The 22,038-nt window shown below is 59.8% G+C and carries 22 protein-coding genes; 13 read left to right on the top strand and 9 right to left on the bottom strand.

The window, feature by feature from the left end:
* Positions 1–67: 67 nt before the first annotated feature.
* Positions 68–538: an invasion associated locus B family protein gene (locus P2W41_RS13615; RefSeq protein WP_244423510.1), complete on the bottom strand. Its 471-nt coding sequence runs from the start codon at positions 536–538 to the stop codon at positions 68–70.
* A gap of 395 nt (positions 539–933) precedes the next feature.
* Here P2W41_RS13615 and coxB point away from each other — a divergent pair, with 395 nt between their 5' ends.
* The 11 genes from coxB to rnhA all read left to right on the top strand — a co-directional run bounded on the left by coxB (position 934) and on the right by rnhA (position 10,042).
* A complete protein-coding gene (gene coxB, locus P2W41_RS13610) occupies positions 934–1,794 on the top strand; it encodes a cytochrome c oxidase subunit II (protein ID WP_292899812.1) in 861 nt (286 codons plus the stop codon).
* 38 nt (positions 1,795–1,832) lie between these two features.
* The gene (gene ctaD, locus P2W41_RS13605; RefSeq protein WP_292899814.1) at positions 1,833–3,485 is read left to right on the top strand and encodes a cytochrome c oxidase subunit I; all 1,653 of its coding nucleotides are present in this window, start codon (positions 1,833–1,835) and stop codon (positions 3,483–3,485) included.
* 83 nt (positions 3,486–3,568) lie between these two features.
* Positions 3,569–4,507 carry a heme o synthase gene (locus P2W41_RS13600; RefSeq protein WP_404933422.1) on the top strand — a complete coding sequence of 313 codons (939 nt, stop codon included), beginning with the start codon at positions 3,569–3,571 and terminating at the stop codon, positions 4,505–4,507.
* 9 nt (positions 4,508–4,516) lie between these two features.
* Positions 4,517–4,672 (top strand): hypothetical protein, encoded by a 156-nt coding sequence (locus P2W41_RS13595; RefSeq protein WP_404933420.1) that lies wholly within the window; start codon positions 4,517–4,519, stop codon positions 4,670–4,672.
* A gap of 8 nt (positions 4,673–4,680) precedes the next feature.
* The gene (locus P2W41_RS13590) at positions 4,681–5,295 is read left to right on the top strand and encodes a cytochrome c oxidase assembly protein (RefSeq protein WP_404933419.1); all 615 of its coding nucleotides are present in this window, start codon (positions 4,681–4,683) and stop codon (positions 5,293–5,295) included.
* Between the two features lies 1 nt (position 5,296).
* Positions 5,297–6,181 carry a cytochrome c oxidase subunit 3 gene (locus P2W41_RS13585; RefSeq protein ID WP_292899822.1) on the top strand — a complete coding sequence of 295 codons (885 nt, stop codon included), beginning with the start codon at positions 5,297–5,299 and terminating at the stop codon, positions 6,179–6,181.
* A gap of 191 nt (positions 6,182–6,372) precedes the next feature.
* Positions 6,373–6,789, top strand: a complete 417-nt coding sequence (locus tag P2W41_RS13580; protein WP_404933418.1) for a DUF983 domain-containing protein — start codon at positions 6,373–6,375, stop codon at positions 6,787–6,789.
* Entirely contained in the window at positions 6,789–7,538 is a 750-nt protein-coding gene (locus tag P2W41_RS13575; RefSeq protein WP_292899826.1) for an SURF1 family protein, read from the top strand. Before P2W41_RS13580 ends, P2W41_RS13575 begins: the two co-directional genes overlap by 1 nt.
* Positions 7,539–7,614: 76 nt before the next feature.
* Positions 7,615–8,628 (top strand): 4-hydroxy-3-methylbut-2-enyl diphosphate reductase, encoded by a 1,014-nt coding sequence (gene ispH, locus P2W41_RS13570; RefSeq protein ID WP_404933417.1) that lies wholly within the window; start codon positions 7,615–7,617, stop codon positions 8,626–8,628.
* Positions 8,629–8,630: 2 nt separating this feature from the next.
* Complete coding sequence (locus tag P2W41_RS13565) at positions 8,631–9,599, top strand: homoserine kinase (RefSeq protein ID WP_404933416.1); 969 nt, start codon at positions 8,631–8,633, stop codon at positions 9,597–9,599.
* A complete protein-coding gene (rnhA, locus tag P2W41_RS13560; protein ID WP_292899832.1) occupies positions 9,596–10,042 on the top strand; it encodes a ribonuclease HI in 447 nt (148 codons plus the stop codon). The genes P2W41_RS13565 and rnhA overlap by 4 nt, the downstream gene beginning before the upstream one ends.
* A 171-nt stretch (positions 10,043–10,213) precedes the next feature.
* Here rnhA and P2W41_RS13555 read toward each other — a convergent pair whose 3' ends face one another.
* Both P2W41_RS13555 and P2W41_RS13550 read right to left on the bottom strand, forming a co-directional pair.
* A complete protein-coding gene (locus tag P2W41_RS13555) occupies positions 10,214–10,705 on the bottom strand; it encodes a peroxiredoxin (protein WP_292899834.1) in 492 nt (163 codons plus the stop codon).
* Between the two features lie 37 nt (positions 10,706–10,742).
* Complete coding sequence (locus P2W41_RS13550) at positions 10,743–11,540, bottom strand: protein-disulfide reductase DsbD domain-containing protein (protein WP_404933415.1); 798 nt, start codon at positions 11,538–11,540, stop codon at positions 10,743–10,745.
* A gap of 135 nt (positions 11,541–11,675) precedes the next feature.
* Here P2W41_RS13550 and P2W41_RS13545 point away from each other — a divergent pair, with 135 nt between their 5' ends.
* Positions 11,676–12,302 (top strand): YqgE/AlgH family protein, encoded by a 627-nt coding sequence (locus P2W41_RS13545; RefSeq protein WP_404933414.1) that lies wholly within the window; start codon positions 11,676–11,678, stop codon positions 12,300–12,302.
* A gap of 158 nt (positions 12,303–12,460) precedes the next feature.
* Here P2W41_RS13545 and P2W41_RS13540 read toward each other — a convergent pair whose 3' ends face one another.
* From P2W41_RS13540 to thrC, 4 genes are read right to left on the bottom strand one after another with little or no spacing between them, the layout of a single operon-like run.
* Positions 12,461–15,322, bottom strand: coding sequence for an EAL domain-containing protein (locus tag P2W41_RS13540; RefSeq protein WP_404934979.1), 2,862 nt, complete (start codon positions 15,320–15,322; stop codon positions 12,461–12,463).
* Positions 15,323–15,366: 44 nt separating this feature from the next.
* A complete protein-coding gene (locus P2W41_RS13535) occupies positions 15,367–15,969 on the bottom strand; it encodes a GNAT family N-acetyltransferase (RefSeq protein WP_292899840.1) in 603 nt (200 codons plus the stop codon).
* Between the two features lie 15 nt (positions 15,970–15,984).
* A complete protein-coding gene (locus P2W41_RS13530) occupies positions 15,985–17,277 on the bottom strand; it encodes a pitrilysin family protein (RefSeq protein ID WP_292899842.1) in 1,293 nt (430 codons plus the stop codon).
* Positions 17,278–17,301: 24 nt separating this feature from the next.
* On the bottom strand, positions 17,302–18,705 hold the full coding sequence (thrC, locus tag P2W41_RS13525; RefSeq protein ID WP_404933413.1) for a threonine synthase: 1,404 nt from the start codon (positions 18,703–18,705) through the stop codon (positions 17,302–17,304).
* Between the two features lie 254 nt (positions 18,706–18,959).
* Here thrC and P2W41_RS13520 point away from each other — a divergent pair, with 254 nt between their 5' ends.
* Entirely contained in the window at positions 18,960–19,526 is a 567-nt protein-coding gene (locus P2W41_RS13520; RefSeq protein WP_292899846.1) for a hypothetical protein, read from the top strand.
* A gap of 65 nt (positions 19,527–19,591) precedes the next feature.
* Here the strand turns inward: P2W41_RS13520 and P2W41_RS13515 are convergent, their stop codons facing one another.
* Positions 19,592–20,281 carry an HAD family hydrolase gene (locus P2W41_RS13515; protein WP_404933412.1) on the bottom strand — a complete coding sequence of 230 codons (690 nt, stop codon included), beginning with the start codon at positions 20,279–20,281 and terminating at the stop codon, positions 19,592–19,594.
* A 99-nt stretch (positions 20,282–20,380) separates the two neighbouring features.
* Positions 20,381–22,033 carry a vWA domain-containing protein gene (locus P2W41_RS13510; protein ID WP_404933411.1) on the bottom strand — a complete coding sequence of 551 codons (1,653 nt, stop codon included), beginning with the start codon at positions 22,031–22,033 and terminating at the stop codon, positions 20,381–20,383.
* Positions 22,034–22,038: the final 5 nt, after the last annotated feature.

Below are 22,038 nucleotides of genomic sequence, written 5' to 3'. Positions count from 1 at the left end.
AAACTCCCTTTCATTTAAGGGAGCACGGGCACGCAATCCAGTGCGGCTTGGACAGGAACTTCCGCGATTAGCGGGGCAGGGCGTCGAAACCTTCAGCAAAACCGTTGAGATCCACGGGGATGCCAATGCCTTCTTCCGGAGTCTGGAAGACGATGAAGGTGGCGGACTGGCCGGTCTTGAAGGTTTCCACAAGCTGATCCTCGAGGATCACCTCAGCGTAGCAGCCATCCTGAAAACAGCGCACGAAATAGGCGCGGCCGATATCCTTGCCATCCACATTGAGCCCAAGGCCATTCGGCAGGAGCACACCGAGCGGAGCCAGAACACGCAGGATCTCCGCTTTTCCGTCGGCGGTGCGAAGCACGACGACTGAAAGCCCCATCTCCGGCCGGTCTTCAGCAACGACGTTTTGCATCATCGCGCACTGTTCGCTGGAGGCGCCAGCAGGCGTGTCACACAGGATCGACCACGCCCCATGAGTCGAGCGAACCGTACCGCTCTGCTGCGCGTGCGCGCCCAGGACGGGGAAAACGGTCATCGCGAGCGCTACAGCGGCGCATTTGAGGAAGGACGTGCTCATGGTTCCTGGCTCCCGTACGAATCAGGGCAATTTATCCTGCGATTGCAGTTGGCGAAAAGGGAGGGCTTCGGCAAAAGATTGGGAAAACCCGATTACGCGAAAACAATAATGACATTTGCGGGCAATTCCGACCGAAATGGGACGCCCCGGCGTTTTGTGCTATTGCACTTTCAATATGGACGGCAGTATGAGCCTGCCGAAGGGGCGCAAAAATGCCGCACGTCGCATCCAACGCCTTCCTTGCGGTTCAAATGAGAGTATGGTTTGAACGCGCCTATAAAAAGCCAGAATTCCCTTTGCGGCAAAACCGGACGTTCCGGCTTGCCGTGTCGCCACGGGAGATGACGAGGGTTATGAAGAATATCGCTGTTGGCCTTGCCACTCTGCCGTTTCTCGCCACGGGCGCCGTTGCTGCGCAACCTGAGCCCTGGCAGATGCGCTTTCAACCGGCTGCAACCGGCATCATGCACGAGATCACCTGGTTCGAGGAATACACTTTGTGGTTCATCGTGCCGATCACCATTCTGGTGATGGCCCTGCTGGCCTGGTGCATTGTGCGTTTCCGCGCAAAGGCAAATCCCACGCCGTCGCGCACCAGCCACAACACGCTGATCGAAGTCATCTGGACCGTTGGTCCCGTGATCGTGCTGCTGTTCCTGGCGGTGCCGTCGTTCCAGCTTCTTACGGCGCAGTACACGCCCGAGGAGGAACCGGCCCTTACCATCAAGGCCACGGGCGTGCAGTGGTACTGGGATTACGAATACCAGCTTGAAGAGCCCGTTTCCTTCAGCTCTCTCATGCTCAAGGAAGACGAGCGTGCCGACGCTGGCAAGGAAGACAAGTCTGTCTATCCGCGTCTTCTGGCCGTGGATAATGAAATCGTCGTTCCCGTCGACACCACTGTGCGCGTCCTCGTGACGGCGAGCGACGTGATCCATGCCTTTGCCATGCCGGCCTTCGGCGTCAAGGTTGACGCCGTTCCCGGCCGCATCAACGAGACCTGGTTCAAGGCCGAGAAGGAAGGCCTCTACTACGGTCAGTGCTCGGAACTGTGCGGCAAGGATCACGCCTATATGCCGATTGCCATCCGCGTTGTGGCTCAAGACCAATATGACACCTGGATCGCAGCCGCGGGTGAAGACCTCGCCGGCGCCAACAAGGCTTTGATGGCCGCGATCGAGGGCAAGACGAAAGTTGCGTCTGCTGGCGAATGAGCCGGCAGACGACCAGAGAGGAAATGGAGCGGTAGGAAATGGCAGGCGCTACAACCCATGACGCCCATGGCGAACACAAGCCAACCGGATGGACCCGGTGGGTTTATTCCACCAACCACAAGGACATCGGCACGCTCTACCTGATCTTCGCCATCTGCGCGGGTATCATCGGCGGCTTCCTGTCCGTCATGATGCGCTGGGAGCTTGCTGAACCCGGCATCCAGATTTTCCATGGCCTTGCCGCCATGGTCTACGGTTTCGAGGGCGATGCAGCCATCGACGCCGGCAAGCACATGTTCAACGTGTTCACAACGGCGCACGGCCTCATCATGATCTTCTTCATGGTCATGCCCGCGCTGATCGGCGGCTTCGCTAACTGGATGGTGCCGATCATGATCGGCGCGCCGGATATGGCGTTCCCGCGCATGAACAACATTTCGTTCTGGCTGCTCCCGCCGGCGTTCATCCTGCTGCTCATGTCGCTTTTCGTTCAGGGCCCGGCCGGTGCCTACGGAACGGGTGGCGGCTGGACGATCTATCCGCCGCTTTCGACCTCCGGTCAGCCCGGCCCCGCTATGGATCTCGCCATTCTGTCGATCCACATTGCCGGTGCGTCGTCGATCCTCGGTGCGATCAACTTCATCACCACGATCTTCAACATGCGTGCTCCGGGCATGACGCTGCACAAGATGCCGCTCTTTGCCTGGTCGGTGCTGATTACCGCGTTCCTGCTGCTCCTGTCGCTTCCGGTTCTGGCCGGCGGCATCACCATGCTTCTGACGGACCGCAACTTCGGCACGACCTTCTTTGCGCCTGAAGGCGGCGGCGACCCGATCCTGTTCCAGCATCTGTTCTGGTTCTTCGGTCATCCGGAAGTGTACATTCTGATCCTGCCAGGCTTCGGCATTGTCAGCCACATCGTCTCGACCTTCTCGAGAAAGCCGATCTTCGGTTATCTCGGCATGGCCTACGCCATGGTCGCCATTGGCGCCGTCGGCTTCATCGTGTGGGCGCACCACATGTACACGACCGGCCTGTCGCTCGACACGCAGCGTTACTTCGTGTTCGCAACGATGGTGATCGCGGTTCCGACGGGCGTGAAGATCTTCTCGTGGATCGCTACCATGTGGGGCGGTTCCATCGAGTTCCGCACGCCGATGATCTGGGCCATCGCCTTCATCTTCCTGTTCACCGTTGGCGGTGTGACGGGCGTGCAGCTCGCCAATGCCGGTCTCGACCGCGCCATGCACGACACCTACTACGTGGTTGCACACTTCCATTACGTGCTTTCCATGGGTGCCGTGTTCGCGATCTTCGCTGCCTGGTACTACTGGTTCCCGAAGATGACCGGCTACATGTACAACTCGTTCATCGCCCGGGTGCATTTCTGGATTACCTTCATTGGCGTGAACGTCATCTTCTTCCCGCAGCACTTCCTGGGTCTGGCCGGCATGCCGCGCCGCTATATCGACTATCCGGATGCGTTTGCTGGCTGGAACATGGTGTCGTCCTACGGCTCCTATCTCGCGGCCATCGGTGTGCTGGTGTTCCTGTTCGGTGTCTTCGAGGCATTCGCCAAGAAGCGTCCGGCTGGCGCCAACCCATGGGGCGAGGGTGCGACGACCCTCGAGTGGCAGCTTTCTTCGCCGCCGCCTTTCCACCAGTGGGAACAGCTGCCGAAGATCCGCTGATCGCAGGCAAATTCAAAGCATGAAGGTTGCGCGGCCCGTCTTCGAATGTGCCGCGCAACCGATTAACAGAACGAAGGCACAACATGGCACTGGTTGATCAGGAGCATATGGACGATACGGGGCTGCGCCTTTCCGAGGCAGCGCCCGGCGATTTCATTGCGCTGTTGAAGCCACGCGTCATGTCGCTTGTCGTCTTTACGGCTTTTGTGGGCATGGTGATGGCTCCCGGTGTGCCGAATCCGTTGCTCGCCATGATCTCCATCGCGGCCATCGCCGTTGGTGCGGGAGCCTCGGGCGCGCTCAACATGTGGTATGACGCCGATATCGATGCGGTGATGGGGCGCACGGCCCGCCGGCCAGTTCCGGCCGGTCGCGTCACGCCGGGCGAGGCGCTTGGCTTCGGTCTGGTGCTCTCGGCGTTTTCCGTGGCCACACTCGGCCTGATGGCCAACTGGACGGCCGCAGCGCTGCTGGCCTTCACGATTTTCTTCTACGCCGTGATCTACACGATGTGGCTCAAGCGCTCGACGCCGCAGAACATCGTCATTGGCGGTGCCGCGGGCGCGCTCCCGCCGGTCGTTGGCTGGGCCGCGGTCACCGGCACGGTGAGCATGGAAAGCCTGGTGCTCTTCCTGATAATCTTCCTGTGGACGCCGCCGCACTTCTGGGCGCTGGCGCTTTTCAAATCGGGCGACTACGAGCGCGCGGGCATTCCGATGCTGCCCAATGTCGCCGGACATGCCGCGACCAGGAAGCAGATTTTCATCTATGCGCTGCTTCTCGCCGCAAGCGGTATCCTGCCGGTGGTGGCAGGTTTCGCGAGCTTTGCGTATGGCGCGGTTGCCGCCATTCTGGGGGGCGGCTTCGTCTGGTATTCCTGGCAGGTGCTGCGCATGCCGGAAAGCGATACGAGCATGAAACCCGCCAAGGCGCTTTTCGGCTATTCGTTGCTCTATCTTTTCGTCCTGTTCACGGCGCTTCTCGCCGACCGGCTGCTCATAAGCCTTGGCCTGGTTTCCTGAGGTGAGATAATGGACAAGGATCTTCTCAAGCCCACCGAAGCGCAGCTCAGGGCCCGCCGCAAGCGCAACATCGCCCTTGCCATCGCGCTCGCTGTCTTCGTTGTGCTCGTCTATGTCGGCAGCCTGGCCAAGCTCGGGCCGGGCCTGTTCGAGCGCGCGATGTGAGGTTTGACATGAGTGGCAAGCCGGAAAACCGGAAAGAGACAGCAGGGCATCGAAATCGCAATGCAGCGATCCTTTGCGTTGCCGTGGTGGGCGGCATGGTGGGTATGGCCTACGCAGCCGTACCGCTTTACCAGCTTTTCTGCCAGGTGACGGGTTATGGGGGAACCACTCAGCGTGTCGAGCAGTATTCCGATACGATTCTGGACCAGACCATCACCGTCCGCTTCGACGCGAACACGAACGGCGTTCCGTGGGAGTTTCAGCCGAAGCAGCGCGAGGTGACCCTGCGCCTCGGCGAAACGAAGCAGATCTCCTACGTGTCGCGCAACCTGTCCAGCGAGCCCACTTCGGGTACGGCGACGTTCAACGTTTCGCCGGCGCGGGCCGGAGCCTATTTCAACAAGGTTGAGTGCTTCTGCTTCACGGAACAGGAGTTGCAACCGGGACAATCCTATGACATGCCGGTCGTCTTCTTTGTCGACCCGGAGATCGTCAACGTGCCTGAGTTGAAGAACCTGAAAACGATTACGCTTTCCTACACATTCTTCCCGCTTGAGAAGAAGGCGCCGGTGGCTGCCGCGCCCAAGACCAACACCAATCAGAACGAGAATCTCGGGGGCTGACATGGCCGACGCGCACGCAAAACATCACGACTATCACATCATCGACCCGAGCCCATGGCCGTTCCTCGGCTCGCTCGGCGCCCTGATCATGTCCATTGGCGGCATCGCCTGGATGAAGGCGCTCAACGGCTCCGATTTCACCATTTTCGGTGTTGATCTCGCCGCGACCAACTTCTGGCTTTTCCTGATCGGTCTCTTTCTGGTGCTTTTCACCATGTATTCCTGGTGGGCCGATACGATCCGCGAAGGACATGAGGGACATCATACCCGCGTCGTTTCGCTTCATCTGCGTTACGGCATGATCATGTTCATCGCCTCGGAGCTGATGTTCTTCGTGGCGTGGTTCTGGGCGTTCTTTGATGCCAGCCTGTTCCCGGGCGAGGCCGTACAGGCTACGCGCGCCGAGTTCACCGGGGGCATGTGGCCGCCGGCGGGCGTCGAGGTTCTCGACCCCTTCCACCTGCCGCTCTACAACACGATCATTCTTCTGCTCTCCGGTACGACGGTAACCTGGGCGCACCATGCCTTGCTCGAAGACGACCGCAAGGGCCTCGTGTGGGGACTGGCTCTGACCGTGGCGCTGGGCGTGCTGTTCTCCTTTGTTCAGGCCTATGAGTACATGCACGCACCGTTTGCCTTCTCTGATTCGATCTATGGGGCAACATTCTACATGGCGACTGGCTTCCACGGCTTCCACGTGTTTGTCGGCACCATATTTCTGCTGGTCTGCCTGCTGCGCGCCATGGCCGGTGATTTCACGCCGAAGCATCATTTCGGCTTCGAGGCGGCTGCCTGGTACTGGCATTTCGTTGACGTGGTGTGGCTCTTCCTCTTCACCTTCGTCTACGTCTGGGCCTCTGCGGGCGCGACCATCGCGCATGGCTAAGAAGGCAGTGTGAGAATGCGAAAGGCGGCTGGGGAAACCTGGCCGCTTTCTTTTTTGGAGCACATTCTCGTCCTATCCCGGGGTGCGTCATGAGGCGGCGTCGACCGGGCGGGCCCGCCATGTTAGAGCGCAGGGACATTCAGTGAAACGGGCGGCGCACATCCCCGGGGCTTGCGCCGGGTTGAAACGACATGATCGAGCGACAGGAAAACTCATGCAGTGACAAACCGGTCGTCGATCGGGCGATCTGGCCACCGGTTGATCCGGTCAGCGCCGGGCTTGGCGGTCGTTGCCCGCGCTGCGGGGAAGGGCGGCTCTTTTCCGGTTTTCTGACCGTGGGACGAGAATGCCACAATTGCCGGCTGGACTATAGCTTTGCCGATGCCGGCGACGGACCTGCGGTCTTCGTCATTCTGATCATCGGCTTTCTGGTTGTGGGACTGGCTCTGTGGGTGGAAGTGTCGCTCGGCCCTGCGCTCTGGGTGCATTTCATACTCTGGATACCGCTTGCGCTGGTTCTTTGTCTTACGGCGCTACGCCTGATGAAGGGCCTGCTGATCTCACTGCAATATCGTAACAAGGCGGAGCAAGGAGAGCTCGAACGATAATGACCGTGCCTGAAGTCAAATCCTCCCGGTCGGGCTTTACCTGGCTTCTGCTGCTTCTGAGCCTTATCGTACTCGTCTGCCTTCTGGCGCTCGGGACATGGCAGGTGCAGCGACTTCAATGGAAGGAGGCGCTGCTTGCGCAGATCGAGGCGCGGATCAATGCAAAGCCGGCGGATCTCGCCAGCATCGAGCGCATCTACGCTGAAACCGGTGATGTCGAGTACCGGCCGATGCGCGTTGAGGGCGCCTTCCGGCACACGGGCGAGCGCCACTATTTCGCAACCTGGAAGGGGCAGTCGGGCTATTTTGTTCACACACCGCTCAGACTTGACGACGGCCGCTTCATTTTCGTCAATCGCGGTTTCGTGCCCTTCGATCGCAAAGAGTCGGAGATGCGCACCCAAGGACAGATTGTCGGCGGCGTGCGCATCAGCGGGCTCGCCCGCAACGGGATTGGCGAGAAGCCGTCTTTCATCGTTCCAGACAATGATATCAGCAAGAACATATTCTATTGGAAGGATCTCGATGCGATGGCGCGCACTGCCGGATTGCCGGATGCCGCACGGGTTCTCCCGTTCTACGTTGACGCTGATGACACGCCCAATCCCGGCGGACTGCCCGTGGGCGGCGTGACGCGTATCGATCTGCCGAACAGCCACTTGCAGTATGCGATTACCTGGTATGGGCTTGCCCTGGCGCTATGCGGGGTGCTCTTCGTCTGGTGGCGAAGAAACCGGCGGAGCGTGTGATCGCGTTCTTTGGCTCCGGGGCCTTGACATTGAGGGCCCCACACCCCCAATTCCGGCATCAGCAAGGGGACAAGAGATGACGGCTGCCGACATGACAAGACAGAAGCTGACGGTACGGCTTTGCGGGCCTCGCGGTTTCTGTGCAGGCGTTGACCGCGCCATTCAGATCGTCGTGCTGGCGCTGAAGAAATACGGCGCGCCGGTCTATGTGCGCCACGAGATTGTTCACAACCGTTATGTGGTGGAGGGGCTCCAGGAACGCGGGGCCGTCTTCATCGAGGAACTGAGCGAAATTCCCGAAGATCATCGTGATTGCCCGGTCGTTTTTTCCGCACATGGCGTGCCGAAATCGGTCCCGGCGGATGCCCAGAACCGCAACCTCTTCTATCTGGATGCAACCTGCCCGCTGGTCTCCAAGGTTCATAAACAGGCAATGCGTCATCACCGGCTGGGCCGTCATGTTCTGCTCATCGGCCATGCGGGTCATCCCGAGGTGATCGGCACGATGGGGCAACTGCCCGAGGGCACGGTGACCCTGGTGGAGACGGTGGAAGGCGCCAACACGCTTTTACGGCCCGATGGCGCGGAACTGGGCTTTGTGAGCCAGACAACTCTGTCTGTGGAGGACACGGCAGACATTCTCAAGGCTCTGGAAGACCGTTTCCCGGATCTGCATGCGCCAGCGGCCGAATCCATCTGTTACGCGACCACCAACCGGCAGGAGGCTGTGAAAAAGGCGGCACCGGGTTCGGACCTGTTCCTCGTTGTCGGTGCACCCAACTCGTCAAACTCACGTCGTCTTGTGGAGGTTGCGGAGAGGGCAGGGGCCAAACGATCCCTGCTCGTGCAGCGGGCGTCTGAAATTCCGTGGGACGAAGTCGATGGCATTCGTGTTCTCGGCCTCTCCGCCGGCGCCTCCGCGCCCGAAATCATCGTCAACGAGATCATCGATGCATTCCGCGAGCGGTTCGACGTCACGGTCGAGCTTGCAATCACCGCCGAAGAAACCGAGAATTTTCCCGTCATGCGTGCAATCCGCGACGTGGAACTGACCAGCGCCGACATGGCCTTTGTGAATGGCAACGCATAAGCATGGCAGTCTATACGGATATCTCCGAGGTCGAGCTGGGTGCGTTCCTCAAGCAATACGATGTTGGGGACCTGCTGTCCTACAAGGGCATCGCCGAAGGTACGGAAAACTCCAACTACCTGCTTCACACCTCCAGAGCAGCCTACATCCTGACCCTCTATGAACAGCGTGTGGAACGCTCCGACCTGCCATTCTTTCTGGGTCTGATGGAGCACCTTGCGCAACATGGCGTGAACTGTCCGCTTCCGGTGCGTCGGCGCGATGGGGCCGTGGTAAGCGAAATTGCCGGTCGGCCGGCTGCACTCATCACCTTTCTGGAAGGCATGTGGCTGAGAAAGCCTGCTCCACGCCATTGCCACGAGGTGGGCAAGGCCATGGCGAGCATGCATCTTGCGGCGCGCGGCTTCGAACTGACGCGCGCGAATGCGCTCACCATCGGCGACTGGCGGCCGCTATGGGAAATGGCGAAGTCTCGGGCAAACGAGGTGGAGGCGGGGCTGGAGGCCGAGGTGGAGGCCGACCTGGACGCGCTGAACGAAGGCTGGCCTTCGGATCTGCCTACCGGCGTTATCCATGCCGACCTCTTCCCTGACAATGTCTTCTTCCTCGGTGACAAGGTATCGGGGATCATCGATTTCTATTTCGCCTGCAACGATCTCCTGGCCTATGACATCGCCACCGGACTCAACGCCTGGTGCTTCGAAAAAGACGGTTCCTACAACCTGACCAAGGGCACGGCGCTGCTGGAAGGCTATCAGTCGGTGCGCCCTCTGGATGCGAACGAGATCGAGGCGCTGCCGCTACTGGCTCGAGGTTCCGCGCTGCGCTTCATGCTGACCCGGCTCTATGACTGGCTGACCATTGCCGATGGAGCGCTGGTGAACAAACGCGATCCCATGGAGTATATACGCCGCCTGCGCTTTCACCGGCAGATCGGATCGGCATCTGAATACGGGATCGGCATAAAGTGACAAGCGTGGAAATTTTCACCGACGGAGCCTGTTCGGGTAATCCAGGGCCCGGTGGCTGGGGCGCGCTGCTGCGGCATAACGGCGTGGAGAAAGAACTCTCTGGCGGCGAGGCCGAAACCACCAACAACCGGATGGAATTGAAGGCCGCCATTGAAGCCCTCAACGCGCTGAAACGGCCTTGCGACGTGGATCTTTACACCGACAGCGTTTATGTGCGCGACGGCATTTCCGGCTGGATCGAGGGCTGGAAACGCAATGGCTGGAAAACGGCCGCCAAGAAGCCGGTGAAAAATGCCGAGCTCTGGCAGGCGCTGGACGAAGCAAGCAAGCGACACAAGATCAAATGGCACTGGGTCAAGGGCCATGCTGGCCATCCCGAAAACGAGCGGGCCGATGCGTTGGCGCGCGCGGGTATGGAGCCTTTCAAGAAAAAGCGGCGGTAACGCGCGTTAACGGGACTGGTGGAGCAGCGGCCAGGCGAGGCCCCTCCGTCGCACCTTTAGGGCGGAACACTATTTTTCGCTCCTGCCCGAGCTTTGCCCGGGGTATCCTCGGAGCATGGCTCCGAGGATGAAGACGCATTGGATTGCGATTCTTCAGAGAAGGGCGGTGTCTCAGCCCTGAAGTTGCTCAAGAATGCGGGCGGCACCGCTCGTTTCAGCCTGGCCCGGATTCTCCTCGATGTTGATCGCGCTGACGACACCGTCGTCCACGATCATCGAATAGCGCTTCGACCTGTTTCCGAGCCCGGCGACGGACAGATCCGCATCGAGCCCGAGTGCGCGAGTGAAGTCACCATTACCATCGGCGATAAAGGTGATCTTGTCTTCCGCGCCAGTGAAGCCGGCCCAGGCCTTCATCACGAAAGCGTCGTTCACGGAGACGACGGCGATGTCGTCGGCACCGCGGGCACGGATCGCATCACCATTCTCTACGAAACCCGGCAGATGGCTGTTGCTGCAGGTCGGGGTGAAGGCTCCCGGTACCCCGAACAGAACCACTTTGCGACCGGCAAAGAATTCGGGCGCTGCAACCTCGTTTGCACCTTCGGTGCTGACTTTCTTGAAGCGTGTATCGGGGATGCGGTCACCAACGGAAATTTTCATCAGAGGCTCCTGAAAAACGATCTAGTATCAATACGATTCAAGGGATTTGGATACCCCCCGAGACGGCCTCTCCACCGGCCGTCAGCGTATATATAAGCGGAGTGCTTTGAAGTTTCTCGATATCACCGTTCATTATTTCAACAATAAAGCTGGCCGTGTCACCCTCGCGGTTTTCCAGCCGTGGTGTACCGAGCAGGTGCGCGCGCTCGTGATCGAGAAAGAGGGTCGGATCCCGCATTGAAGCGGGGACATGGCCTCTAAGCAGAATGGCGCCGCCCGTGCTTTCAGCGGAAACTATCCCGAACGCCGCCGCTGCGGGCGACGGAAGCGATGCGAAGGCGCGGCGGACTGTAAGTGCATCGCTGACATTGTCGGCATCTGCCGCGGGATCGAAAGTGAAAGATGCCTGAAAAGGAATACAAATTGTCTCGCATATCCCCAGAAAGACATCCACATCGATCAGCGTGACAGCGTTTGCCTGATCGAGTGTGAAGGTGACAGGCAGAGCCACGGACTGCGTATAACCTGCCCATTGCGTTTCGCCATCGTGAATACGTTCCGGCGCCGGGTATTGCAGCTCGGCGGCGCTGATATGCGCACTGCGTGAGATGTCGATCTGCGGTGGAATGCCGGCAGAACCGGGATTGCGCCAATAGGTCTTCCAACCAGGCTTGAGATCGATCTCGAGGGCACCCCGCAGGCGACCGTCGTCATCTGGAAGTCCGACGGTGACGAGGCGAACCGATCCGCCTTCGCTCTCCTGCCATTGGCTGGAGGCAGCATGTACCTGCGCGCTCATCAGGAGCATAAGGATCAGGGAGGCAGTTCGAATCATGGTGAGAGATTGCAGTCGGGTCGCCCCACCTGCAAGGCACACTTCCGCACGGCAGCATCATAAATGCGTGAGCGGCATCCCGCAGCGTCGTGATATCCGTCTTTCAAGCCATGGGAAAACCGGCTAGGCTGAAACATGGAAAGCCGAGAAAATACCACAGACCAAGGGCACAGTGAGGAAATGTCGGGACTTCCATATCTGGAAAACCATTTCCTGATCGCCATGCCTGGCATGCGCGATGAGCGCTTTGCGCGGGCGGTGATATATCTGTGCGCCCATAGCGATGAAGGCGCGATGGGGCTGATCATCAACCAGCCGCAACAGCTCGCCTTTCCGGATATCCTCGTCCAGCTCGGAATTCTGGAGGAGTCGGAGGCCATCCGCCTGCCGCATGAAGCGCGAAACATGCCGGTCCGCAACGGAGGACCTGTCGACCGGAGCAGGGGCTTCGTGCTCCACACGGACGATTATGTCGTGGAATCCTCCATGCCCGTTTCCGACAGTATCTGTCTCACGGCCACGGTCGACATGCTCAGGGCCATATCGCTCGGCCAGGGCCCGCGACATGCCCTGATGGCGCTTGGCTATGCCGGATGGGGAGCCGGGCAGCTTGAGATGGAAATAGGCGAGAATGGCTGGCTGACCTGTCCGGCGACACCGGAACTTCTGTTCGAAGGCGATATCGACCAGAAATATGATGGCGTCCTGGCCTCCATCGGTATCGATGTGGCAAATCTCAGTCAGATTGCCGGCCACGCGTGACGGCCCTGCCGGATCACGCGCGCGGGCGAAAAAGCGCGGGCGAAAAAAGAGTGTTTTGCCGCGTTCTAATGCCGGGTTTCGCTGTTTAACCGCGATCCTCGGAGGCCTTCCGTCCGGCTTTCGAGAGTGAGCCCTTCTGAAGCCCGTTCGATTTTGCGTCAGGACTTGGCTGCGGTCGTGTGTTCGAACAGCAGCCTGCCGATGGATTCTGCGTCTTGCGGTTCGCCGAACACAAAGCTCTGCGCGTAATCGCATCCCATCTCGGCCAGCTGCTGCGCATCCTGCTGGTCGACGACACCTTCCGCCACCACAGAGAGTTCGAGCTCCTTGGCCATCTTGACCATGGAACGCACCAGAACGATGCCGCGCGCGCTGTGATCTTCGAGGAAGCGCCGGTCGATCTTGATCGTGTCAAACGGAAAACTCGAGAGGTAGGAAAGCGACGAATAGCCAGTCCCGAAATCGTCCAGCGAGAGACCGATGCCGATGTGCCTCAGCTTCTGCAGCACGTGGGCGGATTGTTCGGGGTTGTCCATAACCACCGATTCGGTGAGTTCGAGCCGGAAGCTCTCAGGTGACACGCCTGACCGGGCGATGACGGAGCGTACGTCTCCGACGAGATCGCGGCGTATGAGCTGGCGACTTGACAGATTGACCGACATGAAGAGCGGTGTATCCGCAAACTGCTTCTGCCAGCGATAGAGGTCCTCGGCCGCCTGCTGCATGGCGAAGAGGCCGAGCTGGACGATAAGGCCTGAACTCTCGGCAATTGGGATGAAGTCTGCTGGCGGAATTGCACCGCGCCTCGGGTGATCCCAGCGCAGAAGGGCTTCGAAACCGGCGATGGACTGGTCTTCAAGGCGAACGATCGGCTGATAGACCATCTTGAGCTCTGAGCGCTCGATTGCACGGCGCAGATCCGACTCCATGCGCAGGCGGTTGTTGTCGATGGAGCGGAATGCAGGCCGGAATGGCTCGATCCGGTCACCGCCGAAGCGCTTTGCCTGATACATGGCAAGCTCGGCGTCCTTGAGCATTTCCTCCGCCGATTCCTGGGTGGTGGTCCAGGAGATGAGACCGATGGAGGAGGTCAATACAATCTCGCGACGCGCGAATGTCACGGGAGTGCGGATTGCCTGCTTGACCGAATCCGCCACGGCGGCGATGCGCGCCGGCTCCTGCTCGGAGAGCAGGATCATGGCGAACTGATCGCCGGACAGGCGGCAAAGCGAATCGCGCGGTTTCAGAAGCCGGTGAAGCCTGCGGGCAATGGTGAGGAGGATCGTGTCGCCCACCGAGATGCCGAGTTCCTCATTGACCTGCTTGAAGCGGTCGATGTCGATCACGAAAACAGTTGGCCGAACCTGCTGTTCCGTGCGGGCAATGGAGATGATTGCATCGAGCCTGTTGAGGAACAGTTCGCGGCTCGGCAACCCGGTGAGATTGTCGTGGACAGCGTCATGCAGGAGGCGCTCCTCGGCCTTTTTCTGCTCGGTGACGTCGACCATCGTGCCGACGCAACGGATGACCTGCCCGTCGGAGCCGATAACGGGGCGCGCGCGCAGATCGAACCAGTGATAATGGCCGTCGGCCCCGCGCAGCCGGAAGCTCTGGGAAATTCGTCCTCGCCTTTGCTCGAGCACCACGTCCAGGGTCGTGCGAAACGTGTCGCGGTCTTCGGTATGAAGCGTGGAGAGCCAGTCTCGAGCGGGCCCGTGCAGACTTCCCGAAGGAAGCCCGAGCTGGCGGCTCACATCCGGTCGCGTGATGATGCGATCTCGCGAAACATCCCAGTCCCAGACCACATCGCCGGAACCGGAGATTGCAAGCGCCTGACGTTCCATATCGCTGAACAGGCCCTGGAAGAGAGCGCCGCCCGCGAAGGCATGCTGCATGACGGTGAATCCGATCAGCAGAATAATCAGGATGAGCCCGCCGCCAATGGCCGGCTGGACGATGTCATTGTCGAGAATTCCGGTGATCGCCATCCACGATCCGACCATCCAGGCGATGATCATGACCCAGCTGGGCACCAGCATGATGGCACGATCATAGCCCTGAAGACTGAGGTAGATAATGATGCCGAGCCCGACAACGGCCGTGGCGGCAAAGGAAATGCGCGCGATACCGGCGGCCACGGCGGGATCGATAATAGCGAAGCCGGCGATGATGCCAAGACCCATGATCCACGCGAGCACGCCATAGCTGAAATGGTCGTGCCAGCGATTGAGATTGAGATAGGCAAACAGGAAGACGACGAGTGTGGCGGCCAGACCGACCTCGGTGCCCGCGCGCCAGATTTGCTCATTGCCCGGCGTGATCTCGATCACCTTGCTCAAAAAACCGAAATCGATGGAGATATAGGCAAGCACCGCCCAGGCAAGCGCTGCGGTGGCCGGGAACATGGATGTTCCCTTGACCACGAAAAGGATGGTCAGGAAGAGGGCGAGCAGCCCGGCAATGCCGATCACGATGCCGCGGAAAAGCGTGTAGGCGTTCACAGTGTCCTTGTAGGCGCCGGGATCCCACAGATAGACCTGCGGCAGGCTGGGCGATGAAAGCTCGGCAACAAAAGTCACAACGGAACCGGGATTGAGGGTGACGTGAAACTCGTCGGCATCCGGGCTTTCCTGTCGATCGAGCGTGAAACCCGAACTCGGCGTGATGGCTGCGATGCGTTGGGAGCCAAGGTCGGGCCAGATGAGCCCCGAACCCACCAGCCGGAAATGAGGTGCGACGATCAGCCGGTCAAGCTGCTGATCCGTGGTGTTGGCGAGTGCGAAGACCGCCCAGTCCCCCGTGGAGCGCTCATCCTGTGCCTCAACCTCGATACGCCGGACGATGCCATCGACATCCGGCGCGGTCGACACCTGGAACGCATCTCCCTGGCCACGATAGATTTCCACCGCCCCCGACAGATCGAGCGCCACATCGTCGCGGGCGATCTTGATCGGCTCGATGGCATCTGCCGGCCCGACTGCTGAGACAAGGGTTATGACAGCAGCGAACAGGGCCACCATGAGTGCTGAGATGAGGGAACGCGACAATGCGGGGAACAAGGAAATCAGCCTCGTGATTCTAGTACAGGCACGTGATGCTCCTCGGCGATCAGCGCATAAAGATAATGATCACGCCAAGAACCATTGATCCTGAGATAGGACCTGAGCAGGCCTTCGCGCTGAAATCCGGCTTTTTCAAGTAAACCGACAGAACGTTTATTGTCTGGAATACAGGCGGCTTCCAAACGGTGCAACCGTAAGCCACCGAAAGCATAGGGAATGAGCAGCTGCAGGGCAGCCAGCATCATCCCGCGGCCGGCATACCGCTCCCCCATCCAATAGCCAATGCTGGCGGTCTGAGCGACGCCGCGCCTGATGTTTGAGAGAGTGATACCGCCCGCCAACGCTTCCGTTGGTGCGTCAAAGACGAAAAAGCTGATGCCGGTTCCGTTTTCATACTCGGCACGATAACGCTTCAGGCGAAGCCGGAACGCACGTCTGGACAATTCGTCAGGAGCCCAGCTCGGCTCCCAGGGCACGAGAAACCCGCGGCTCTCATCGCGCAGGGCCGCCCATTCCGCATGGTCGTTCATGACCGGTGTTCTGAGGAACACGGTTTCGCCCTTGAGCGCCGGAGGCGGGCGGCGGAAGAAGGGCACGTCCAGCATATGTCCGCGACGGTCCTACACGGCGAGCTTGCGTGGCATTGGCCCCTGATCGGCCAGTGCATCCTGGATCGACTCGAAAGGTGCAAGGCTACCGACCGGACCAATTGCCGCAAGGGTCGGCTTGGAGGTGAAAAGGCGCTGCGAAAGATCGGTCAGCCGATCAACAGTGAGGTTCGAAAGACGATCCATCAACTCGTCAACATCGATGGGGCGGCCATAAAGCAAGAGCTGGCGAGCGATCTGCGAGGCGCGGCTTGCGGGGTTTTCGCGAGCCATCATGAGACCGGCACGATATTGCGCCCGCGCCCGGTCCAGCTCGTCCTGTCCGATGGACTGGCCAGCTTTCTGCAACTCTCCGAGGAGCAGGGGCACCAGTTGTTCAATGTCGTTCTTTCCGGTCGCCGCATGAACCCCGAAAATACCGGTATCCGAAAAACCCCAATGGAAGGCATAGACCGAATAGCAAAGACCGTGCTTCTCACGAACCTCCTGGAACAGTCTCGAGGACATGCCCCCGCCGAGGATGGTGGAAAGCACCTGGGAAGCGTAGAAGTCGCGCACATGGTAGGCGCGCCCTTCGAAGCCGAGAATAATCTGGGCATCCATCAGGTCGCGATGTTCGCGGAAATCACCACCAACATAATGCGCAAAGGGCGGTGTTTTGCCTTCGGCCTTGCTGCGGAAACTGCCGAGACGGTTCTCCACCTCACGCACGAAGTCGTCGTGCTTTAGCCCACCGGCAGCGACAATGACCATACGGTCGGCCGAATACTGACGTTCCAGAAAACCGCGCAGTTGCTCGGAGGTGAAAGACTGGACCGTTTCCGGCGTACCCAGCACGGAGCGGCCAAGTGACTGATGGCGAAACGCGGTTTCGGTAAAACGGTCGAAGACGATGTCGTCGGGAATGTCGTGCGCGGCACCGATCTCCTGAAGGATCACATGCTGCTCGCGTTCAAGCTCGTGCGGGTCAAACTTTGAATCGGTCAGAATGTCGGACAGAAGCTCGACCGCCAGCGGCATGTCCGCGTTGAGAACACGTGCATAAAAGGCTGTTGTCTCGACACTCGTCGCGGCATTGATTTCACCGCCGACATCTTCGATATCAGTCGCGATCTGGCGTGCGGTGCGCTTGCTCGTCCCCTTGAAAGCCATGTGTTCCAGGAGATGCGCAATACCGTGCTCATTCTCGTGTTCGTTGCGCGAGCCGGACTTGACCCAGATGCCCAGCGCAACGGTTTCCAGATGAGGCAGGGTTTCGGTTGCGACCGTCAGGCCGTTCGACAGACGGCTTACCTCAACACCCATATGCTTTTCACTCCTTGAACAAACTCAACGCGCCGCTCTCGTATGGCGGCTAATGTGATCCTGCAGCATTCTTAAATCTGAGGGAAGGACTGTAAAGGACTCTTTCCGATTCATCAGATCACCCAGCCATTCAGGCAGAGCCGGTTCGATACCGCTGGCATCCTTGACCGCCGCCGGAAACTTCGCCGGATGGGCGGTCGACAGCACCACCATGGGCGATGCGGATGCCGGCATATCACGCGCGACCTTCACGCCGGTGGCCGTGTGCGGGTCGAGCAGATAGCCGCTCTCACGCCGAACCAGGCCGATCATTGCGGCGGTCTCCACCATGTCCGAACGGCCCGCAGAAAAGCCTTCCCGAATGACCTCCAGTGTCTTTGGCTCCACCGTGAAGTTGCCCGACTGCTTTAGCATCTGCATATAGCGCCGGATTTCATCCGAATTCCTGTTCGAAGCGAAATAGAGCAGGCGTTCGAAATTGGAAGACACCTGGATGTCCATGGAAGGAGAGGTGGTCGCAACGACCTCACGGGTCGCATATTCACCGCTCGCCAGCGTGCGGGCGAGAATGTCGTTGTCATTGGTGGCGATCACAAGCCGGTCGACGGGCAGGCCCATTTCTCTGGCTGCGTAGCCAGCGAAAATATCACCAAAGTTGCCGGTGGGTACGGTAAAGGATGCGGGCCTGTCGGGGGCGCCGAGCGAAAGGCCAGCGGTGAAGTAGTAGACGATCTGAGCCATGACGCGGGCCCAGTTGATCGAATTCACACCGGACAGGGCGACACTGTCACGGAAACCGTGATCGTTGAACATGTCCTTGAGGAGACCCTGGCAATCGTCAAAATTGCCTTTGACGGCGAGCGCATGCACGTTGGCCGCGCCCGAGGTGGTCATCTGGCGTTGCTGAACCGGGGAGACGCGCCCTTCGGGGAACAGGATGAAGACATCGGCGCGCTCAGTCCCGGCAAAGGCTTCGATCGCCGCACCACCGGTGTCGCCGGACGTTGCGCCCACAATCGTCACGCGCTCGCCGCGCTCGGCAAGAACGTGGTCCATCAGCCGCGCCAAAAGCTGCATGGCGACGTCCTTGAAGGCGAGGGTGGGACCGTGGAAGAGCTCCAGAATGAACTCGTTGGGGCCCGTCTGAACAAGGGGGCAAACGGCGGGGTGACGGAAGGTGGCGTAGCTTTCCTCAATGATGCGGCGCAACGTCGCACCGTCGATTTCCTCCCCCACAAAAGGGGACAGGACGCGCAGGGCGATCTCGCTGTAACTCAGACCGCGCATGGCACGGATGTCGTCAACCGAGAAACGCGGCCATTCACGCGGAACGTATAGACCGCCATCGCGGGCAAGCCCCGCCAGCATCGCATCGGAAAACCCAAGCGCCGGCGCGTCGCCACGCGTGCTGATATAATCTGTCGCCATTCGTCGTGTTGCCTCATGAAGTGCGAGGAGGGAGCACCGGTGCGCGCACGAGCCCGTCGCATTCCGGCTGCGCGTCTGGTATAGAGCATGATCTGGACGGGTGGGAACCGGTTTTCCACTCAAACCGCATGGAAATTGATTGTCGACGACGGGTTTTCTGGAAATTGCCGGAAAAATCTGTCATCTCTCCGCAGCCTTTCCGCATGGGCTTCACCGAATGCTTGAAGGGCGCGCAGATCCACGGGGCATGTCACTTGGTCAATTATCGTCTTTTCATAAGTTCCATCCTGCTTTCCGCCACCGCAATTGTTTCGGGCTGTCAGTCCGATAACGCCACAAGCGGTCTCGACGTTCAGAATGGGAATGTTCAACAACAGGACGAGAACGTGATCCGCGAGAGCGAACTGCGCGCTTATTGCCCGCCGGTCTCGCTGCGTGAGGGGACAGCATATTTTACCACCTATGAGAAAGGTGGGCAGGATCAGCCTGAAAGCGTTGTCTACCAGGCATCGATCAGCGATGCGACGCGCAAATGTACCTATGGCACGGGTTCATTCACGATGACTGTGGCTGTGGCCGGGCGAGTGGTGCCGGGACCGAAGGGCAGCACTGGTACGATCACGATGCCGATCCGTATCGTTGCCGTTCGCGGCGGTGAGGTGGTCTATTCCAAACTGTTCCAGCACCAGGTGGCGATCAGTGACACCGCTGGCGCGACCCTGTTCATCTTCAACGATCCTAATGTGATGATTTCGGGCGCGCCCGATCGCAGCATTCAGTTGATGGTGGGATTTGACGAGGGACCGAACGGCGGCCGCTAAGCTGCTTCAGCGTTTCGGTGAAACGGTGAACTGCGCCAGTCTGAACCATTTTGTGAGATACGCCATCAGGCATCCTCGCTCCATTCAGACAAGGCTGCAATAACAACATTGAGGTCCTGGTGGCGGTGAATGACCGTCTCGGCACCGGCCTCCATCAGGAGGTCGGCGTGCCCGGGTTGAATGTGCGACCCGCCGGTGAATCCGATGACACGCATGCCCGCCGCTTTCGCGCCGGCGGCTCCATGCACGGAATCCTCGATGACAAAACAGCGCCCCGGATCGGCTCCCAACTTTTCGGCGGCATACAGAAAAACGTCGGGGGCAGGCTTGGGGCGGCCCGTGGGCGTTTCCAGAGCAGAATAGATGCGGTCTTTGAAGAAAGGCAGGAGCCGTGTGCGCGACAACATCGCCTCGACCCGCTCATGGCTTGAATTCGAACAGACGCATTTTGGCACACTGACGGCGGCGACTGCGTCATGTACGCCTTCAAGAGGTTTCACTTCCTTGCGTACCTTCTTGTCGACTTCGCTTTCGGCGCGATCGATCAGCGTGGCCTGTAGCGGTGCGTCGGCGTTTTCCTCAATGGACAAAAGGATGTCCTTGAAGGTGAGGCCGGCATAGCGGCTGGCCAACTCCTCCGGAGTGATCGCAAAACCCGCCTCAGTCAGTACCTTGGCCTCGACGCGCGAAGCAATGATTTCCGAATCGACAAGAACGCCATCGCAATCGAAGATGACGAGTTCGGGAGCTGGCATGGCAAGACCTGTTCTGATGTGGAGCCTGATGGGTGCGAGGTGGGGGCATAGCCGTTATGCCGCCCGGAGACAACTCCATAGAAACCATGCCTCAAGCCACTATTCTATGATGACCTCCGTGCGTTCGCCTGCAGTTACGGTTGCTTTCCGGCTCTCTTCCGCCCTGTCGCCTTCATAGCGAACGCGCACCTCATATTCGCCCGGATGCAAGGTCTCCTGCGCTTCCTCGTCATAAGCGCCACTCAGATTCTTCTGATTGCCCTGTATGTCCTTCTTTCCTTCCAGGAAATCGATCCTGTAGGCACCGGGAGCGGAGACGGCGAGAACGCCGGCGTTAATGTTGACGGTCGCCTCTGTGCGCTCGCCCGCCTTGACGCTGATGGGCGTCATGGCCTCGGCTTTTCCGAGCCTCGCGTGAAGCATGTAATCGCCCGGCGGAACGTCCATACCCTGCTTGCCTGGTCCATACTGGCCGCTGAGCGTCTTGCGGTTTCCGTTGATGTCGGCCTTGGCCTCCAGAACCTCGAAGCGGATGGCGCTGCCTTCCACATCCGGTCCGCTTTCCGTGTAAACGGCAGAGGGGACAACAAGCCCGGAGCCGATGACCAGATCAAGCGTGAGGGTCTCGCCAGCCGCAAGTTCGTGGCTCTCTTCGATCGTGGCCTTGCCGATACGCCCGGTGACCTTGATGGGGCCTGCCTTGGCCCAGACCCGGGTCTCGCCATAGCCGCCATCATTCGTGCCGTCGAAATGCACGTCGACACGCGCACTCTGGTCGGCGTCGGTATCTTCGGGGGTGCGTTTCGGGGTGACTTCGACCAGGCCTGCATCGAGCACGGCGAGCACGTCGGTCGTGGTGTCGGCAGTCAGTTCAACATCGCTCTCGACGATGATACGGCCAAGCCGCGCTTTTGCGCGGTAGGCCCCGGGCGGAACGCTGGCTGCGAACACGCCGCGATAGCCGCCTGCGGTGCTGCGATTTGCGGGTGCGCCATTCTCGCCAAGCGGAATGAAATCCCAGCGCACCTCGGTGCTGTCGGTCATGTCCGGCCCATCCCTGGAAAGGCGTGCGATACCACGCACGTTGAACTCGACGGCAGCCGGTTCCGGCTTCGGCTCGGGCTCTGGTTCGGGAGCCTTTGCAACCGTGGTCTGCAGTGCTTCGGCAAGCTGCCCTGCGTCGTCTGCCTTGAGATAGAGACCGCCCGTGTTTTCTGCCAGGCAGGCAACTTCCTGCCCTTCTTCCTCGGAAAGACCGAAGCCGACCACATGGGCCGTGAAATCGACACCGGATGCCTCAAGCTCGCGGCCGAGCGCGCAAGGGTCTGCGTTGCAGGTCTCCAGACCGTCCGTGACGAGTATCACGGTTGCCGGGTTTTCTTCTATGCGCAGTTCCCCGGCTGCCTTCCGAACGGCATCGGTGAGGGGCGTCTTGCCCTTCGGATTGAGGCTGTCGGCGAAATCCGCGACAGCGCCTGCCGTTCCCCTTGCAGGCGGTATGGCGATCTCGATGTCGGAACAGGAACCTTTTTCCCGGTGCCCATAGGCCACGAGGCCAAGCTCGGTGTCCTGCGGAAGTGTTGCCATGACCTTGCGCAGCGTGTCGCGCGCGATCTCGATCTTTGTTGTCCCGTCTATCTGGCCCCACATGGAGCCGGAGCCATCCAGAACGATGATCGTCTTGCCGGCGGCCATCGCGGGGAGGGCAAGAAGAAGGGCTGCGAATACGCTTAACAAGCGGATACGGATCATGCCGG

Origin of the sequence: Nitratireductor sp. L15S-10 (genome assembly GCF_045011005.1) — a bacterium.
Classification (GTDB): Bacteria; Pseudomonadota; Alphaproteobacteria; order Rhizobiales; family Rhizobiaceae; genus Nitratireductor.
The sequence above is the reverse complement of the archived record's forward strand: the minus strand, read 5'-3'. Positions and strand labels throughout refer to the sequence as shown.